The following is an 18,711-nucleotide window of genomic DNA, read 5'->3' as shown; positions in this document are numbered from 1 at the left end:
TGGGTGTGCCGCAGGGTTGCAGAGATTGGCCTAACCCAACGTCAACGGCCAAACTTTGTCTGCGCGGGAACAGTTTCCCGCCGGCCGTCGTTTCCGTCCTGACAAGGAGAACGACATGTCGAACGTCTCAAGAACCGGCAAGGACGACATCAACAACGCGACCAGCCCGACCACCTTCGGACGGTCGGTCGAGAGCCAGGCGCAGATGCAGGATGCGGCGGCGGAGGCATCGCCCGAAGCCGGCGGCGAGATTCTCAACATTTACCGACTGCAGCCGATTGCTAAACCCAACGATCCCAGATGGGGCAATGCCCCCAACCACGGCACCATCGTTGTGGCCGCCCGGACGCCTGGTGATGCCAGGATCGTCGCCGCCAGCCGCGAGCTCGATTTCATGGAAGTCGATGCGGCGCCGGCCGAAGATGTCACGACGGCCAACGCCAGCGCTTTTCGGGACGACAAACTCTACACTGTCATCGAGATTGACCGGGATAGACGTGACGTCAAACGCGGGGTCGTCGACGGAGTGATTTCGGTCGACACGATCCGGCCGGTAGAGCAGGATTGATGTGGATTTGACAGCGGCGGGCGAGACCGCTTCTTTTCGTTGGAGGGCACGATGAATACAGCGAACCTGCAGCTCGAAGGCCTCATAATGGCCATGGCGTCGATATCCCAAGCGATCGTCGAAAAAGGACTGCTCACCCATGAAGAGATGGCAGTTGCGCTTTCGAAGGCCAAGAAAACGGTCGAAGACGACAACGGACCCGAACTATCCGACGCCAACCGGGCAGCGACCCTCTTTCCCCTTCGCGTACTTCTGCTTGCCAACGAGGCGAGCCAGAAGGGGGAGCGGCTGGCGTTCTCCAGCTACGCCAAGCTGGTGGCAAAACTGAGCTGAGTAAGTTCTGCTGCTTATTGCTGACCCTGCAGAACAGGTCCGCGTCGATATCGCAATCGGGAGCGTCCCGATCCGCCGGGTTTCGACTGTTCCCACGAGCGCTGTCGACTTTTCATATAAGTTGATTTTTTTCGTCTTGTTTTCCAGTGATCCCTCAGTCTATACCCCGGCAGACATACTCACGCACCGGGATTTCTTCGTGACCAGCCTCAAATCACTTCTGGCCGCCTGCGGCCTCTCCGCCCTGATCGGCCTTGCCGCAGCCCCGTCATTTGCCGGTTCGACGACATACCCGCTGACGCTCGAAAACTGCGGCGCTCAAGTGACGTTCAAGAAGGCGCCCGAGCGGGCGATCGGCCTTGGCCAGAACAGCGCGGAAATCCTGCTGCTGCTCGGCCTCCAGGACAAGATGGTCGGCACGGCCTTCTGGCCGAGCAAGGTGCTGCCGCAGCTTGCCGAAGCCAACGCCAAGGTCAAGCTCCTGACTGTGGAGATGCCGACCTTCGAATCCATGCTCGCCGAAAATCCCGATTTCGTGGCCGTCGCCCTGCCGAGCCTGGTCGGACCGAACAGCAAGATCGCCAAGCGCGAGGATTTCGACAAGGTTGGCGTTTCCACCTATCTCTCGCCGAGCACCTGCCTCAGCACCAAGGACGTCAAGGACCAGTACGGCAGCCGCGGCGAGCTGTGGAACATGGATCTCCTCTACAGGGAGATCGACGAACTCTCTCAGATTTTCGACGTCGCCGATCGCGGCCAGGCTGTGATTGCCGACTTCAAGGCGCGTGAAGCCAAGCTTCGCAGCAGCGTTGCCAAGGATGGCAAGAACCTGTCCTACGTCTTCTGGTTCTCCAGCCCCAGCCCGTCGGCCGATGCCTATGTCGGCGGCAAGAACAGCGCCTCCGGCTTCATCGCCGACCTGCTTGGCGGACACAATGCGATCACCGCGGATGCGGAATGGCCGACCGTCGGCTGGGAAGGCATCATCGCCTCCAACCCCGACGTCATCGTCGTCGCCAGCCTCGACCGCAACCGCTGGGAGCTCGACAAGCCCGAGGCGAAGATCAACTTCCTGAACACCGATCCGGCCGTCAGCCAGATCCCGGCCGTCAAGAACAAGGCGCTCGTCGTGATGGACGGCCAGGCCATGAACCCGACCATCCGCACGATCTACGGCGCCGAGCAGGTTGCCGAGCAGCTGAAGGCCCTCGGTCTGCTGAAGTGACCGACGCGGGCCGTCTCTTCCGGCAGCTGGGAGCCGCCACCGCACTGCTCCTGGCTTCCCTCTGCCTCATCGCTGTCGCCATCGGCGTCAGCGTCGGGATCGGCGACCTGCCGATTCCGCTTGCGACCACTTTTTCGGCCGTCACCAACCGGCTCGGCTGGACCGCGGTCGAGCTCAACCGCATCCATGAGACCGTCATCTGGGATTATCGCCTGAGCCGCGCGCTCGTCGCCGCCTTCTGCGGCGCGGGGCTGGCGCTGTCGGGCGCCGTCATGCAGTCGCTGCTGCGCAACCCGCTGGCCGAGCCCTATGTGCTCGGCATCTCCGCCGGGGCCTCCACCGGCGCGGTCGCGATCGTCATCCTGGGCCTCGGCGCCGGCGCGGTGTCGCTCTCGGCAGGCGCATTCGCCGGTGCTTTCGCGGCCTTCTTCTTCGTGGCGCTGCTGTCGAACGGCACGCGCGGCGGCGCGGACCGCACCATCCTTGCCGGTGTCGCCGCATCGCAGCTCTTCAACGCCTCGACCTCTTATATCGTCACCACCTCGGCCAATGCGCAGCAGGCGCGTGACGTCATGTTCTGGTTGCTCGGCAGCTTCAGCGGCGTACGCTGGCCGGAATTCGCGCTGGTCTCGATCGTCGTCGGCTTCGGCCTCGCCGCCTGCCTGCTCTATGCCCGCGTGCTCGACGCCTTCGCGTTCGGCGATGAAGCGGCATCCTCGCTCGGCGTCAATGTCGGCCGCGCCAGAATGGTGCTCTTTGCGCTGACCGCGATGATGACGGCCACCATCGTCAGCATGGTCGGCTCGATCGGCTTCGTCGGCCTCGTCGTGCCGCATGTCGCCCGCTTCGTCGTCGGGCCGCTGCATATCCGTCTCCTGCCGGCCTGCGCCATCGCGGGCGCCATCTTCATGGTGCTCGCCGACATTGCCGCGCGCGCGCTTATTCCCAACCAGATTCTGCCGATCGGCGTCGTCACGGCGTTGGTCGGCGTTCCCTTCTTCTCGATCATCCTCTACCGGTTCCAGCGCGCGTCATGAGCATCAAGGCCGACAACCTCACCTGGAAAATTGGCAGGAAGACCATTCTGGACGGCATCTCCATGGAGGCGCAGCCCGGCCGGATGCTCGGCCTGCTCGGGCCGAACGGCTCCGGCAAGACGTCGCTGCTCAGGCTTCTCGCCGGTCTGAAGAGGCCGCATTCCGGCCGCGTCACGCTCGACCGCAGCGATATCGGCACGATCAGCCGCCGCTCGATCGCCCGGCGCATCGCCTTCGTCGAGCAGCACGCGACGACCAACGCCAATCTGAAGGTCGTCGACGTCGTCAAGCTCGGCCGCTTCCCGCACCGGTCGATGTTCTCCGGCTGGACGAGAGCCGACGAAGAGGCGGTCGAGGCCGCACTGGCGCGCGCCGGCATGGCGGAAAAGCGCGACGAGCGCTGGCAGAGCCTCTCGGGCGGCGAAAAACAGCGCACCCACATCGCCAGGGCGCTCGCCCAGTCGCCGCAGGAGCTGATCCTCGACGAACCGACAAACCATCTCGACATCCAGCACCAGATCGGTCTGATGCGGCTCGTCTCCCGCCTGCCGATCACCAGCATCGTCGCCCTGCACGATCTCAACCATGCCGCCATGTTCTGTGATGCGCTTGTTATCATGCAGCAGGGCAGGATCGTCGCTTCCGGCGCGCCTGAGGACGTGCTGAGCGAAAAGCTCCTGCGCGAGGTCTTCTCGATCGAGGCGCGCGTCGAAGCCTCGCCCTATCACTCCCGCCCGCACATCCACTATCTCAAGTGAGAGCGGCCAGAACAGGATGATTTTAGGCCCGATTGGCCTAAAATCTGAATCCTGTTCTAAATTAAAGAGTTAGAGCATGATGTCGTCCGAAAACCGCTCACACTTTTCGGCATCATGCTCTAGTCCACGCAGGTCGACTTTGCGGCGTCCAGGCGAACGTTCTGCACGAATACCTGGAGTGCTGGCCACATTTCCCAATAATAACGATTCAGCGCTGGATCAACATGGTCGAGAACGGGGCGAGGCTGGCCCAGAATCGCGGCCATATCGATTTCAAACGCGCTCATGTCGCCGAACGGTCGCTTGAAATTGACCACGGGCGCGGGATAGCCTTCACCGGCGACGGTCGAGATGATCCGACTGTCCGGCCACTCGAAGCTCAGGTGGTGCAGGAGTTGGAGATGCTGGCGGGTGAATTGAAAAAAGCCATCTGGCTCAAGGCGCGGCATTTCTGCCAGATATGAATTAATCCGTGCACCCGGCAATCCAGCGAGATCGTTCCGAAGCCGGCGTTGCATCGTCGCATTATCGAGATGGTCGAGGTGATATTGTCCGTCCGCTAGGCCGCAGTTCGCAAGAGCCCAAGTCAGCAGTGTCGAGACCTCGCGGTGAAATCGGGCGATGGCAATTCGATCACTCGTGCCGATGATCGGGCCGAGGTCAGCGGCCAGATCGTCGCTGCCATATGGAGCGAGTGGATTGACAACAGGCCCCCCGCTTTCGATCGAGGTGCTCCACGCAAACTGCAGTTTCCGCAATGCCTCGATGTGCTGAGGTGTGATGGTCAGCGCGGGGTCTTCCGGATCGGCGTAGATCTGATGCTCGGCGTGCCACTGCCAAGCGATCCAGGCCGGCGAGGAAAGCACAGCCACGATCAGAGCGAGCCCAAAAAGCCGCCACCCGAATACCATTTGAGAGTTCTCCCGGTATCAATACGCAGAGATCATGATTTCTTGGCTATCGGGTCTTGGTGGGCTTTGGCAAGTTCGGTATGCGTGTCTCTCTGTTTGCTGCGGCAACTTCCATGCGCTGACACGCTCACGTCATGATTTGCAGCGGCAGAGCGGTGGTCTTCTTGATCGTCTTGAGCACGATGCTCGATTTGACCGAGGCCAGATTGTCGGTGACCCGGATCATTCGTTCGAGAAACTGGCTGAGATGGTCGAGGTCGCGCGTCATGACCTTCATCAGAAAATCGGCGTCGCCGGTCTGCGAATAGCACTCCAGGATCTCCGGCGCGGTCTCGATGAAGCGATGCAGCCGCTCATTTCCGCCCTCGGTATGCGCCCGGAGGCTGACGAGCGTATGCGCGACGACGGTAAAGCCCAGTTTGACAGGATTGAGGATGGCGACGACGCTCTGGATATATTGCTCCTTGCGCAGCCTTTCCAAACGGCGGGCGCATTGAGTGGCGGAGAGATTAACCTTCTGGGACAGCTCGCTCTGCGTCAACTCGCTGTTCTGCTGGAGGGCGGCAAGCAATTTGATATCGAACTGGTCGAGCATTGATGCCCTCTCATATAAGGGGAATTTCTGCGCAATATAGCCGTTATGCGCCGATTGTCTGCATCGATTCACCTATGAAAGGAGATAATCGCAGAAATTCGTCGCGAAAGTTCCGTTAATCTCCGGCCAATGACACTAAAAACGGAGGTGGAGCTCGTGTTTGAGGAACTGAAGAACCGGCCGGCCGACAGCCTGCTTGCACTCATCAAGGCCTTTCAGGCCGACGAGCGCTCCGGAAAGATCGACCTCGGCGTCGGCGTCTATCGCGACGCCATGGGACGCACGCCCGTCATGCGTGCCGTCAAGGCGGCGGAGCAGCTTCTTCTCGAAACCCAGGACAGCAAGAAATATCTCGGCCCCGAAGGCGATCTGCAATTCGTCCGCCTGCTTGAGCCGATTATCTTCGGACACTCGCCGAAATTTGCCCAACGCCTCGTCGGCATTCAGACGCCGGGCGGAAGCGGCGCGCTCCGCCTCGGCGCGGAGCTCATCCAAACGGCAAACCCATCGACGAAGGTTCTCCTGGGGACGCCGAGCTGGCCCAACCATGCGCCGATCTTCTCTTCGGCGCGCCTGACCGTGAAGGAATATGCCTTCGTCGACCTTACGTTACAGCAGGTGAAATTCGAAAGCGTGGTAGAAGCCTTGTCTTCCGCCAACGAGGGCGACGTCGTGCTGCTTCATGGTTGCTGCCATAATCCCACGGGCATCGATTTCACCATGGAGCAGTGGCGAGAGATTGCCGATCTCCTCGTTGCGCACAGGCTGGTGCCCTTCATCGATCTTGCCTATCAGGGGCTCGGCGACGGTCTCGAACAGGATGCCGCGCCGGCACGCATGATCCTCGATGCGGTCGACGAGGCGCTGATCGCCTATTCCTGCGACAAGAACTTCGGCCTCTATCGCGAGCGCGTCGGCGCGCTCTACGTCGTGGCCCGCAATGCCGACGACGTCGCAAAGGCCGAAAGCAATATGGCGGCGCTTGCCCGCGTCAACTGGTCCATGCCGCCGGACCATGGCGCGGCCGTCGTCAGGGTCATTCTCGAAAGCCCCGAAATGACGGCAATGTGGCGTGCGGAGCTCGAAGAAATGTGCGAGCGCGTCAACGGCAATCGCGCGGCACTGGCCGCCGCCTCTCCCGATCTCGCCTTCATCAGCCGGCAACGCGGCCTGTTCTCCAATCTCTCCATGCGTAGGGAAACGGCAGTCGCGCTCAGGGCAAACCACGGCATCTACATGGCGAATTCCGGACGCATGAACCTCGCCGGCATGCAGCCCACCGATGCCGGCGCCATCGTCGCGGCGCTCCGGGCCGAAGGCTGCCTGAAATCATAACCAATCGCATTCTTGGAGCTTTCGAATGAGCAGGAAAGAAACGACCGGCCAGGCGATCACCCGTTCGCTTGTCGCCCACGGGATCGACACGGTCTTCGGCATCCCCGGCGCCCATATGTATGATTTCAACGACGCCCTTTGTGACGCCGGCGATAAGATCCGGTTCATTCACACCCGGCATGAACAGGGTGCGGGCTACATGGCCTATGGCTATGCCAAATCCACCGGCCGGATCGGCGCCTATACCGTCGTGCCAGGCCCAGGTGTTCTCAACTCGGGTGCGGCCCTCTGCACCGCTTACGGCGCCAATGCGCCGGTACTCTGTGTCACCGGCAACATCATGTCGCACCTGATCGGCCGCGGCAGAGGGCAATTGCACGAACTGCCGGATCAGCTCGCGACGATGCGCGGGATTACCAAGACAGCGGAGCGCATCGACCATCAATCCGAGGCCGGGCCCGTCATGGCCGAGGTCGTCGCCAAAATGCTCTCCGGCCGCCAGGGCCCGGGAGCGGTCGAAGCGCCGTGGGACGTGTTCGGACAAGCCGGCCCTGAAATCGACGTTCCCGTAGCAACGCGCGCGCCTCATCCGGCGGTCAATCCCGATCAGATCGCCGCCGCGGCGGCACTGATATCAGGCGCCAGTAATCCGATGATCATGGTCGGCGGCGGCGCGGCGGATGCCGGTGCGGAGATTGCCGCGCTGGCGGAACTGCTGCAGGCGCCTGTCACTTCGCATCGTTCCGGCAAGGGCATCGTCGCCGACGACCACCCGAACTACCTGAATTTCGTCGCCGCCTATGAATATTGGAAGAAGGTCGACGTGCTGATCGGGGTCGGCAGCCGGCTCGAATTGCAGTTCATGCGCTGGAAATGGCTGCCAAAGGGGCTGAAGATCATCCGCATCGATGTCGATCCGACCGAGATGGTGCGCCTCAAGCCTGATATCGGTATCGTCGCGGATGCAAGCGATGGGACGCAAGCTCTGATCGACGCCCTCACGGGCACGCGTCGCGAGAACCGCACGAGCGAATTTGCCGAGTTCAACAGGGAGGCCAAGGCGCGCTTCTCGGCCGTGCAACCGCAGCTCGCCTATCTCGATGCCATTCGCGAAGCCCTGCCCAGAGATGGCTTTTTCGTCGAGGAGGTCAGCCAGATGGGCTTTACGGCGCGCTTTGCATTCCCGACCTACGGTCCTCGCCAATATGTGACATGCGGTTACCAGGATAATCTCGGTTTCGGCTTCAACACCGCCCTGGGTGTGAAAGTCGCCCATCCTGATAAAGCCGTTATCTCGGTTTCAGGGGATGGCGGCTTCATGTTCGGTGTTCAAGAACTTGCCACCGCCGTCCAGCACAAGATCAATGTCGTCGCCATCGTCTTCAACAATTCCGCCTACGGCAATGTGCTGCGCGATCAGAAGCAGACCTATAAAGGCCGTTATCTCGGCTCGGATCTCACCAATCCCGATTTCGTCGCCCTGGGCGAGAGCTTCGGCATCCGCTCCTTCAAGGCGACGAGCCCCGGCGAATTGAGGGAGGTATTGGAGAAAGCGCTTGCTCTCGATGAACCTGTCCTCATCGAGGTTCCCGTCGAAAAGGGCTCGGAGGCGAGCCCCTGGCCTTTCATTCATCCGGCTCCGCACGCGGAATGACCGGAAGGGACGTGAAGCTCTATCAAGGTGACTTGAGAAAAACCGTCGCCAGCGGCGGCAGCGTCAGCGAGAGCGAATGCGGCCTGCCGTGGGCGGGTACGGGTTCGCTCGGCACTGCGCCGTTGACAAGCCCGGAGCCGCCATATTCGCGCGCATCCGTCGTCATCCGCTCGATCCACACGCCGTCCCGCGGCACGCCGATCCGGTAGCCGTAACGCGGCACCGGCGTGAAGTTCGAGACGACGAGGACGGAGGACGAGCGCTCCGGGGCATAACGCAGCATGCCGAGAACGGAATTGACGCTGTCGTTCGCCGCCGCCCATTCGAAGCCTTCGGAATGAAAATCGCCGAACTGCATGGCCGGCTCTTCTCCGTAAAAACCGTTCAAATCCTTGACCAGCCGCTGAAGCCCGGCATGCGCCGGCCGGTCCAGCACATCCCAGCTGATTGAGGCGTCATGGTTCCACTCGCCGGGCTGGGCGATCTCGCCTCCCATGAACATCAGCTTCTTGCCGGGATGGCCCCACATGAAGGCGAGGTAGCTGCGCAGATTGGCGAATTTCTGCCACTCGTCACCCGGCATCTTGCCGAGCAGCGAGCCCTTTCCGTAAACGACCTCGTCATGCGAAATCGGCAGGATGAAGCGTTCGGAATAGGCATAGATCATCCCGAAGGTCATCGTACCGTGGTGATAGCTCCGGTAGACGGGATCTTTCTCGATATAGCTTAGGCTGTCATGCATCCAGCCCATGTTCCACTTCATGTCGAAGCCGAGCCCGCCCTCTTCCGGCGGCTTCGTCACCCCGGGCCAGGCTGTCGATTCCTCGGCGATCGTCATGGCATGCGGGCAGCGCTCGTGAATGATGCTGTTCAGGTGCTTGAAGAATTCCACCGCTTCGAGATTTTCGCGCCCGCCATATTGATTGGGAATCCATTCCCCCTCGTTACGGCTGTAGTCGCGGTAGAGCATCGAGGCGACGGCGTCGACGCGCAATCCGTCGATGTGGTAGCGTTCGAGCCATTCGAGCGCGCTGGCGATCAGGAAGCCCTTTACCTCGTTGCGGCCGAGATTGTAGATCAGCGTGTTCCAATCGCGGTGAAAGCCCTCGCGCGGATCCTCATGCTCGTAAAGCGCCGTGCCGTCGAAGCGGGCGAGCCCCCAGACATCCGTAGGGAAATGGGCCGGCACCCAGTCGAGGATGACGCCGATCCCGGCGCCGTGGCAGCGGTCGATGAAATAGGCGAAATCCTCCGGCGTGCCGTAACGGCCGGTCGGAGCGAAGAGGCCGAGCGGCTGATAACCCCAGGAGCCGCCGAAAGGATGCTCCATGATCGGCAGCAGCTCGATATGAGTAAACCCCATCTCACTTGTATAGGGAACGAGCCGCTGGCTGAGCTCGGCCCAGTCGAGTGATCGCCCGCCGCTTTCGCGCAGCCAGGAACCGGCATGCACCTCGTAGACGGAGATCGGACCGTCCAGCCTCTCCTGTCGCGACCGGCCCTTCATCCAATCATCGTCCGTCCATCGAAACCGCGTCGACGATGCGACGATCGATGCGGTGGACGGGGCGGCTTCGCTCGCTCTCGCCACCGGGTCGGCCTTCTGCGGCAGGCAATTGCCATGCGCGTCGATGATTTCGAATTTGTATCTCTCGCCGGGCGCGAGCCGAGACACGAACAGTTCCCAGACGCCGGCCGACTGCCGCAGCCGCATCGGGTTTCGCCGCCCGTCCCAGGCGTTGAAATCGCCGACGACAGAGACGCGGCGGGCATTCGGCGCCCAGACGGCGAAACGAACCCCAGCGACCTCGTCGACCGACATCTCCACCGCGCCGAGCGTCCGGCTCAGGCTGTAATGGGTGCCCTCGGATATCAGGTGGAGATCGAGTTCCCCGAGCAGAAGCCCAAAGCTATAGGGGTCCTCGGTGATCTGTTCGCCGTCCGGCCATGTGATCCGCAACCGGTAGGGCATCCTCGAACCCACCGCCGCCGCAAACAGGCCGGAGGGATGAGCGATGCTGAAAGGCGCCACCACCCTGCCGCTCGCCGCTTCGATGAGGTCGACGCCTTCGGCGCCCGGCAAATAGACGCGCACGATCGTCATGCCGCCGCTCTCATGCGGGCCGAGGATCGAGAAGGGATCGCCGTGGCGGCCTTCGATCAAGGCCCAGAGCGCATCGTGCCCGATGCCTGCGAGAAGTTCCGAGCGTTCGACATTCATGCCGTTACCCCCGCCAAGCGCGATACGATTTCGGTTAGGCCGGCAAGCGGGATCGGCAGCCACTTCGGCCTGATGCGGGCTTCATAGGCGACTTCGTAAGCGGCCTTTTCGAGAAGAAAAGCATCGAGAACCCTCCGCCGCTGTTCCGTCGGCATGGCGAGCGCCTTCGATGCGGAGACCGCTTGCCAATAAGCATCGAGAAAGGCCTTCTCGGCATGGCGCCCGAAACGAGCGATGGCGTCGCGGCGCACCTCGTTTTCGTGTTCGGTGACCGCGTCATTGTCGAGCTGGGCGGTGGCGACGAGGTAGCTGAGCGACCTCAGAAGCCCGGCGACATCTCGCAACGGAACCGTCTTCGCCCGGCGTTCGGCGAGATTTTTCGCGGGCTCGCCTTCGAAGTCGATGATGACGGCATCGCCCTCGCTGACCAGGATCTGGCCGAGATGGAAGTCGCCATGCGTGCGCGTCATCAGCGTGCCGCGGGCGCTCTCCGCCAGCCTCGCGCCAAGTTCGACGAGCTCGGAACGGCGCTCCAGAAGCGGGCGGGCGAGAAGATCGATCGCGGGATCGGCATTTTCCTCGCGTTCCGCCAGTTTCGACATGGCATAGGCGACTTCGCCCGCCACCGCCTTCCTGATCGCCTCCACCTCATCGTCGCCGGCGACGACGGGACTGAAAGCCTCGTCGTCATTTTCCCCGGAAAGCACGACATGCAATTCGCCGAGCCTCATGCCGACCATGGCGACGAAGCTGATCAGCGGCTGGAAGACGTCGTCGCCGGGCTCGACCGCCGGGTCGGCCAGCACGAGTTCGTCGGCGCCGCGGCGCAGATTGTTGAGCATCCAGTTCCAGGCGTCGCCCTGGTTGCGGATCGCGCCCTGGACGATGATCAGTGTCGAGCGCCGCCCGCTGGAATCGGTGTGCGCGACCTCGCCGAGCAGCGGAGCGGTGTGATCATAACCCGCGCAGGTCAGAAACCGCGTCATCTCGACCTCCGGATGGACACCCGGGAAAATGTGCCGGATCAGCTTGATCATGGCGGTATCGCCGACGATGAGCGAACTGTTGGATTGCTCGGCCGAAAGCCAATGAACCGGCATGTCGTCGGTCACATCAAGACGGTCGAGCCGCTCGGTGCCGAGAAATTCGAGGGTGCCGGTGCGCCCGGTGATGCGCGAGCGGTCGGCCAGCCCGCGCAGGATGCCGCGCGCCATCGCCTCCACAGCGAACCCATCCGTGAGGAAACCGACCCGCCTGCCCTGGCGAACCCGCCCGAGCGCAAGCTGCTGCGTCAGAGCGGAGGGCTGCGCATCGTCCCAGGCGACCGCCAGCGGCAGCTGGTAGGCTTCGCTGTGATCCGGCAGCTCCACCTCCAGTTCGCCGAGGACGATCCCGTCGGCATAGGGGATCGGCGTCGCCGAGATCAGCCGCGCCGCCTGAAGCGGCTGGTCCTTCGCGCCGAACCAGCGCCGCTTGGCGAGGTAAGCAGGTAGAATTTCGTTGCTGAGGACGCGTCCGAGCCGCGGCTCGTCGACGAGATCGAGCAGGCCGCGGCGGATCACCATCGTCACGAGATCGGGCAATTGTTCGGGCGGCGCGGTGCGCCATGCCGGCGGATCGGCATCGGCCTCCAGCAGGAACCAGAAAAAGCCGTAGGGCGGCAGCGTCAGCAGATAGGTCAGCTGGCCGATCGGCGGAAAGGGCGACATGCCCGTCAGTTCGATCGGCACGCGGCCCTCGAAGGCCGAGAGGTCAAGCTCGACCGCTTGCGGCAGCCGCGACAGGTTCGCGACGCACATCAGCGTCTCGCCCTCATATTCCCTGAGATAGGCAAGGATTTTCCGGTTCTCTGGCGAGAGAAACCGCAGCGAGCCGCGCCCGAAGGCCGGATGCCGCCCACGCAGCGCCAGCATCTTGCGCGTCCAGTTGAGCAGCGAATGCGCGTCGGTGCTCTGCGCCTCGACGTTGACGGCCTCGAACCCGTAGAGCGGATCGCCGATCAGCGGCAGGACGAGACGCGCCGGGTCCGTCCGGGAAAAGCCGCCATTGCGGTCGGGCGACCATTGCATCGGCGTCCTCACCCCGTCGCGGTCGCCGAGATAGATGTTGTCGCCCATGCCGATCTCGTCGCCGTAATAGATCACAGGCGTTCCTGGCATCGAGAGCAGAAGCGCATTCATCAGCTCGATGCGCCGGCGGTCGCGCTCCATCAGCGGCGCCAGACGCCGCCTGATGCCGAGATTGATGCGGGCGCGCTTGTCGGAGGCATAGGTCTCCCAGAGATAATCCCGCTCGGCGTCCGTCACCATTTCGAGCGTCAGCTCGTCATGGTTGCGCAGAAAGATCGCCCATTGGCAATTCTCGGGGATTTCCGGCGTCTGGCGCAGGATATCGGTGATCGGAAACCGGTCTTCCTTGGCGATCGCCATATACATGCGCGGCATCAGCGGGAAGTGGAAAGCCATATGGCACTCGTCACCCTCACCGAAATATTCGCGCGTATCCTCCGGCCATTGATTGGCCTCGGCCAGCAGCATGACGCCGGGGTGGGTGGCGTCTAGCGCGGCGCGGATGCGCTTGAGGATCGCATGGGTTTCCGGCAGGTTCTCGTTGATCGTGCCCTCGCGCTCGACTAGGTAAGGGATCGCGTCGAGGCGGAAGCCGTCAATGCCGGTTTCCAGCCAGAAGCGCATCACCTTCAGCAATTCCTCCATAACGAGCGGGCTGTCGAAATTGAGATCCGGCTGGTGGGAATAGAAGCGGTGCCAGTAGTAGGCGCCGGCGACGGCATCCCACGTCCAGTTGGATTTTTCCGTATCGAGGAAGATGATGCGGGTTTCCGGGAATTTCTGGTCGCTGTCCGACCAGACGTAGAAGTCGCGCTCGGGCGATCCCGCGGGCGCCTGGCGCGCGCGCTGGAACCAGGGATGCTGGTCGGAGGTGTGGTTGATGACGAGCTCGATGATGACGCGGATATTGCGCTGGTGGGCTGCGTCGACGAAAGCGCGGAAATCCTCCACGGTCCCGTAATCCGGGCTGACATTGCCGTAATCGGCGATGTCGTAACCATCGTCGCGGCGCGGCGAGGGAAAGAAAGGCAGGAGCCAGATGGCATTGACGCCGAGTGCGGCGATGTGATCGAGCTTGTCGTGCAGGCCGGCAAAATCGCCGACGCCGTCGCCATTGGCGTCGTAGAACGACTTGATGTGCAGCTGGTAGATGATCGCATCCTTGTACCAGAGCGGCTGCTCGGTGTTGCCGGGATTCATCGTGTCCATTCATGCCTCCGCTGCGCGAACGCGCCAGATCGCAAAGGGCAGGATCTGAGGATTGAAGCTCACCCTCTGCCGTTTGCCGTTCCACCTGAACCGATGCCCCGTGACCAAATCCTCGGCGTCGAGCCCGCCGCCGTCGCCGAGCGACCACTTCCAGAGCGGCAGCTCGACATCGCTTTCCTGAAAATTATGGGGGTCGAGGCTGATCGCGATCAGCAAAACATTGTCGCGGGCGCGGCTCGCCTTCTCGAAGAACAGGATGTTTTCATTCCACGCATTCAGCAGCGTCAGCCCGAGATGCGAATGCAGCGCCGGGTTTTCGTTGCGAATGCGGTTCAGCATCCTGATTTCGGCGATGATGTTGCCCGGCCTGTCGTAATCCCAGGCGCGGATCTCGTATTTCTCGCTGTCGGCATATTCCTTGCGCTTGGCATCGGGGCGCCCCTCGCAAAGTTCGAAACCGTTATAGACGCCCCAAAGGCCCGACAAGGTGGCGGCCAAAGCCGCGCGGATCAGGAAGGCCGGGCGCGGCGCGTTCTGGAGAAAATCCGGATTGATGTCATGGGTGTTGACGAAGAAATGCGGGCGGAAGAACTCCTTCGGCGCCGTCTGCGTCAGCTCCCGCATATATTGCTCGAGTTCCCACTTGGCGTTGCGCCAGGTGAAGTAGGTGTAGGACTGGGAGAAGCCGATCTTCGCCAGCCGGTACATGACCTTCGGCTTGGTGAAGGCTTCCGACAGAAAAACGACGTCGGGATGGCGCGTCCGGATATCGCCGATCAGCCATTCCCAGAATGGGAAAGGCTTGGTGTGCGGATTGTCGACGCGAAACAGCTTGACGCCCTGGTCGACCCACAGTTGGACGATATCCCGAAGCTCCACCCATAGAGAGGGCAGCGCGTCCTTCGTGTAGAAATCGACATTGACGATGTCCTCGTATTTCTTCGGCGGGTTTTCGGCATATTTGATCGTGCCGTCGGGCCGCCAGTCGAACCAGCCGGGATGCTCCGTCAGCCAGGGATGGTCCGGCGAAGCCTGGATCGCAAGGTCGAGGGCGATCTCCAGCCCATGCCGGCCTGCCTCCTCGACCAGCCGGCCGAAATCCTCGAAATCGCCGAGCTCGGGATGGATGGCATCATGGCCGCCCTCCTCGGAGCCGATGGCATAGGGGCTGCCGGGATCGTCAGGCGCGGCCTTAAGGCTGTTGTTGCGCCCCTTCCGGTTGGTCGAACCGATCGGATGGATGGGCGGGAAGTAAAGCACGTCGAAGCCCATGTCGCGGATGGCGGGCAGTCGCGGGATGACGTCATCGAAGGTGCCGTGCCGGTTCGGGTCGCCGCTCTGCGAGCGCGGGAAGATCTGATACCAGCTGGCGAAGGCTGCCGATTTGCGTTCTGAATCGACGGCGCTCGCCGTGGAGCGAAGCCGGAATGGCCGCCTGTCGGCCCGGTTCATCAACTCGGAAGTCTGGGGATCGAGCAGGATCGCCGTGCGTTCGGAATCGGAGGCGTTTTCGAGATTGCCGATGAGAGCCTGCAAATCGGCGCCGAGTGCCGCTGGCGCCTCAGCCTTCGCGGCGCGAACGAGGTTCAAGCCCTCCTGAAGCTCCAGCTTCAGGTCCAGCCTCGCATCGTTCTTTTTGGTCAGCTCGTAACGGAAGATCGCGAAGGCGTTCTTCCATGCCTCGACCGCGAATTCGTAGCGCCCGACGCGTTCCAGCAGGAATTCGGCGCGCCAGCGGTCGTTCTCGACCAGTTGCATCTCAGTCTCGTTCCACTCCGCCATGGCATCGTGCGGCTTCGAGAGCAGGACGGCGGCGATCGGATCCTGGCCGTCGGCGAATATGTCGGCCTCGACGGTGACGGTCTCGCCGACGACGCGCTTGACGGGGAAGCGTCCGTCATCGACCCGCGGCGTGATGTTTTCGATGGCAAGCCGCGGCGAGGCTGTCGCCTGTTCGACGTCAAGGGCCGGCCGCGATGTGATCGGTTCCGGCGCCTGGCCTTCGATGATCCGCATCTCCCCTGCCCGCAGGCGCAGGACCGCGCCATCGGCCGTGACAGGGAGATAACCGGAAACAGCCTCGCGAAGCGCCGTCACCGGCGCGGGCGCACTTCGCCGGAGGTCCCTGTTGATCAGGACGAACCGCACATTCGACGCGCTGCGAAGATCCTGCTCCTCGGACTGCACCAGCGCTGAAACCGGCCCGCTGGCGTTTCGGATCAGGCGAAGCGATGGAGCGCGCGCACGGCCGGCCTTGGCGATCTCGGTATTGGCGAGGCGTATCTCGGAGGAAATATCGAAGGCGAGATCATGGCGGAGCTTCCGCAAACCAGAGCCGTCTCCATGCGTGGGATCGAGCGGGGTGGCCGCACCGTATTCGAAACCCATGGGAACCATGAGGCCGCCGCCAAGCGAGGCGGCGAGCCGCAGCGCCCTGACGGCGCACCGCTCGAGGATTTCGCGGCTCTCGGTCCCATGCGCGATCCGCCTTGCAAAGGGCGGCTCGGGAAAGGCGACCTGCCAGCCAAGCGGCTCCTGAACGTTATGCTCCTCGACGAACCATCTCTCGTCGAGATCCCACCAGGCCATCGATGAGAAACATCCTGTAAAACCCGCATCCGCGATCGCTCGCCTCACCGCAAAATCGGTGCCGGGCGTCCATGCGAGGAATTGCGTGTCAGCCTTCTCACGGACCGCCGTGATCAGCGATTTGAAAAACGCGGGCGCTGCGCGATCGATCCCGAGCACCCGATAGCCGGAGAGGCCGAAGCCGGAGAACCGCCGCAGCCGTTCAGTCCATTCCGCCAGCAACTGCGATTGCCGCTCCGCTCCCATCATGGTCATCGGCTCCGCCGGGTCGAGCGGCGAGCGGCGGGGATCGACGGGACGAAAGCCCGCTTGCGGGTCTCGGGCCTTCCCGTCGAGCATCAGGTCCATCATCAAGCCGACGCCGCTCGTGCCGGCGGCCTCCACGAGGCGCGACAGCCCCTCCTCGACCGCGCTTCCCAGTTGCAATTCAGGGTCGAGGCGGTCGAAATCCCGAGAGGTAAAAATGCTGCAATCCCCACCCCGGTCGAAGAGCGGCGCCGTCAGCACATGGTCGAAGCCGGTATCCGCCGCATGACCGAAAACCTCGCGCCATGCATCGATGCCTTGGAGAAGTAGCGGATTGACATAATAGATCCGGGGTGGGGTGCTGAACGCACCCTGCTTCGCAGAGAGTAACATCGGCCGCCGCCTCGAGTTGCTTTTCAGGCAAACTTCCTTTGGCGGAGGTTGTTCCACTCAACCCGTCAATTCACGGCTGCATGAGGCATCGTAAGGAGAGATGGAAGACGACATCATCAGACAGGTCGACCCCGCTCAACGAGAGAAGGAAGGCCTCACATTTGCCGATAGAGATATTGCCGCCATGCGTTAAAAGACCCTCTGACTGTTTCCAACCCAGAAATTATCGAGCGGTTGAAAGCCCATCAATGCTTCGATCAATAGTTTTCATCACCGCCCTCACGGCTTGCATACCGTGCCTCGCCTCCTGGAGCATCGAGACCGACCGCTCGACACCGGATAAACATGGCCTGTTCGAAATCCGCGAGGAGGCCAGGCGCTTCATCGCGCAGGAGAACGCCAAGGGGCAGCCGCAATGGGACGCTCAGGAGCCCAATGCGAAAGTGTTCGTCCCCCGATGCGCTGTCCCGCTCCAGGCAGAATGGACGCCGAAGAGCCTCGGCCGCTCGAAGCCCAGCGTGATGGTGATCTGCCCGGCCGCCGTACCGAATACGGTGATGAAGCGGTGGGATGTGTTCGTGCCGGTAAAGCAGAAATCGGGCAGCCCTTAAAAGGCAGGTATCCGAACGAAACTTGATGTAGTGGATGAAGTCGCTGCGAGTGCAATGGAGGCAACCGGACATGAACCCAGCGGTAGAATTGTGCTCCTATCCCGGGCTCGACGAGCGCATCGTCATCGTCCGGGCGGGAGACGAAGTGGATGCCGTGTTTGTCCGGACCGAGAGATTCAACGTCCTGATCGATACGCTCGGCACCCCCGAATTATGCCGGATGGCGCTCGATCTGCTTGAGGAAAGAGCCGAGGCCCGTCCGCTGATCGTCGTCAATTCGCATATGGATTGGGATCACTTCTGGGGAAATGCAGCTATTGCAGGGCGTGCTCCCATTATCGCGCATGCCGCCGCACTCGACCGCCTGCGCGATGCCTCGACGCAGCAGGTCCTGACGGACAAGGCGAGCCAGGAGCCGCGGTTTCGCAATGTCGAACTCATCGGCCCGGATATCACCTTCTCCGGCTCGATGGTTCTCAACGGCGGCGATCTGACGCTCGAACTCATTCATACGCCGGGACACACGCCCGATCATATCGCCGTCTGGATTCCGGAGCTCCGCATTTGCCTCGCCGTCGATGCGGTGGAGTCGCCCATTCCCGAAGTCTGGAGCAGGAGTGCCGGGGATCTTCGCCTGATCCGCTCCTCGCTCACCCGGATCCGTGACCTCGATGCGAGGCTGGTCATCCCTGCGCACGGCAGAACATCTTCCCCTTCGGCAGTGGACGGGAATCTCGCCTATTTCGAAGCCCTGACCGATCGTGTCGCCACGTTGAGCGAGAGTCGGCTGGCCGACCCGCAACTCGGAGATATAGAGGGTTTCCGGCTCGAAGACTTCGTCGCCATCCCCGTGGGGATGCCTTCGGACACGGCGACTTTTTACCGAAGCTGCCATGAAACCAATCTCGGCGCTACGGTTCAGGCGCATATCGAAAAACTGAAATCCGCGTAGGAGAC

General features: G+C 62.3%; 14 protein-coding genes. 9 read left to right on the top strand and 5 right to left on the bottom strand.

The genetic code is table 11. From position 1 onward, the window contains the following. The first annotated feature begins 115 nt into the window (after window positions 1–115). The 5 genes from GGD57_RS05815 to GGD57_RS05795 all read left to right on the top strand — a co-directional run bounded on the left by GGD57_RS05815 (window position 116) and on the right by GGD57_RS05795 (window position 3,921). A complete protein-coding gene (locus GGD57_RS05815; protein WP_184467749.1) occupies window positions 116–568 on the top strand; it encodes a hypothetical protein in 453 nt (150 codons plus the stop codon). 51 nt (window positions 569–619) lie between these two features. Continuing rightward, on the top strand, window positions 620–901 hold the full coding sequence (locus tag GGD57_RS05810; RefSeq protein WP_184467747.1) for a hypothetical protein: 282 nt from the start codon (window positions 620–622) through the stop codon (window positions 899–901). Window positions 902–1,100: 199 nt separating this feature from the next. Then, window positions 1,101–2,126 (top strand): ABC transporter substrate-binding protein, encoded by a 1,026-nt coding sequence (locus GGD57_RS05805; protein WP_184467745.1) that lies wholly within the window; start codon window positions 1,101–1,103, stop codon window positions 2,124–2,126. After that, entirely contained in the window at window positions 2,123–3,163 is a 1,041-nt protein-coding gene (locus GGD57_RS05800; protein ID WP_184467743.1) for an iron chelate uptake ABC transporter family permease subunit, read from the top strand. The genes GGD57_RS05805 and GGD57_RS05800 overlap by 4 nt, the downstream gene beginning before the upstream one ends. Next, the gene (locus GGD57_RS05795) at window positions 3,160–3,921 is read left to right on the top strand and encodes an ABC transporter ATP-binding protein (RefSeq protein ID WP_184467742.1); all 762 of its coding nucleotides are present in this window, start codon (window positions 3,160–3,162) and stop codon (window positions 3,919–3,921) included. The genes GGD57_RS05800 and GGD57_RS05795 overlap by 4 nt, the downstream gene beginning before the upstream one ends. Window positions 3,922–4,040: 119 nt before the next feature. Here the strand turns inward: GGD57_RS05795 and GGD57_RS05790 are convergent, their stop codons facing one another. Both GGD57_RS05790 and GGD57_RS05785 read right to left on the bottom strand, forming a co-directional pair. Further along, window positions 4,041–4,832, bottom strand: coding sequence for a hypothetical protein (locus tag GGD57_RS05790; RefSeq protein WP_184467740.1), 792 nt, complete (start codon window positions 4,830–4,832; stop codon window positions 4,041–4,043). A 127-nt stretch (window positions 4,833–4,959) separates the two neighbouring features. After that, a complete protein-coding gene (locus GGD57_RS05785) occupies window positions 4,960–5,427 on the bottom strand; it encodes an Lrp/AsnC family transcriptional regulator (RefSeq protein WP_184467738.1) in 468 nt (155 codons plus the stop codon). A gap of 156 nt (window positions 5,428–5,583) precedes the next feature. On the opposite strand from GGD57_RS05785, the gene GGD57_RS05780 reads away from it, so the two are divergent. Beyond that, the gene (locus GGD57_RS05780; RefSeq protein WP_184467736.1) at window positions 5,584–6,762 is read left to right on the top strand and encodes an aromatic amino acid transaminase; all 1,179 of its coding nucleotides are present in this window, start codon (window positions 5,584–5,586) and stop codon (window positions 6,760–6,762) included. Between the two features lie 25 nt (window positions 6,763–6,787). Next, entirely contained in the window at window positions 6,788–8,416 is a 1,629-nt protein-coding gene (locus GGD57_RS05775) for a thiamine pyrophosphate-dependent enzyme (RefSeq protein WP_184467734.1), read from the top strand. A 22-nt stretch (window positions 8,417–8,438) separates the two neighbouring features. Here the strand turns inward: GGD57_RS05775 and glgB are convergent, their stop codons facing one another. The 3 genes from glgB to GGD57_RS05760 are packed head-to-tail and all read right to left on the bottom strand — an operon-like array spanning window position 8,439 to window position 17,143. Continuing rightward, window positions 8,439–10,637, bottom strand: coding sequence for a 1,4-alpha-glucan branching protein GlgB (gene glgB / locus GGD57_RS05770; protein WP_184467732.1), 2,199 nt, complete (start codon window positions 10,635–10,637; stop codon window positions 8,439–8,441). Beyond that, window positions 10,634–13,915, bottom strand: coding sequence for a maltose alpha-D-glucosyltransferase (treS, locus tag GGD57_RS05765; protein ID WP_184467729.1), 3,282 nt, complete (start codon window positions 13,913–13,915; stop codon window positions 10,634–10,636). The genes glgB and treS overlap by 4 nt, the downstream gene beginning before the upstream one ends. After that, window positions 13,916–17,143, bottom strand: a complete 3,228-nt coding sequence (locus GGD57_RS05760) for an alpha-1,4-glucan--maltose-1-phosphate maltosyltransferase (RefSeq protein WP_184467727.1) — start codon at window positions 17,141–17,143, stop codon at window positions 13,916–13,918. Between the two features lie 248 nt (window positions 17,144–17,391). Between GGD57_RS05760 and GGD57_RS05755 the strand changes: the two genes are divergently transcribed. Further along, window positions 17,392–17,754 carry a hypothetical protein gene (locus tag GGD57_RS05755; RefSeq protein WP_184467725.1) on the top strand — a complete coding sequence of 121 codons (363 nt, stop codon included), beginning with the start codon at window positions 17,392–17,394 and terminating at the stop codon, window positions 17,752–17,754. 70 nt (window positions 17,755–17,824) lie between these two features. Next, window positions 17,825–18,706 (top strand): MBL fold metallo-hydrolase, encoded by an 882-nt coding sequence (locus GGD57_RS05750; RefSeq protein WP_184467723.1) that lies wholly within the window; start codon window positions 17,825–17,827, stop codon window positions 18,704–18,706. The last annotated feature ends 5 nt before the right edge of the window (window positions 18,707–18,711 follow it).

This window comes from Rhizobium esperanzae (assembly GCF_014197615.1).
In the GTDB taxonomy this organism is placed as follows: domain Bacteria; phylum Pseudomonadota; class Alphaproteobacteria; order Rhizobiales; family Rhizobiaceae; genus Rhizobium; species Rhizobium esperanzae_A.
Note: the sequence above shows the minus strand (reverse complement) of the source record. Positions and strands in the feature narration are given on the sequence as shown.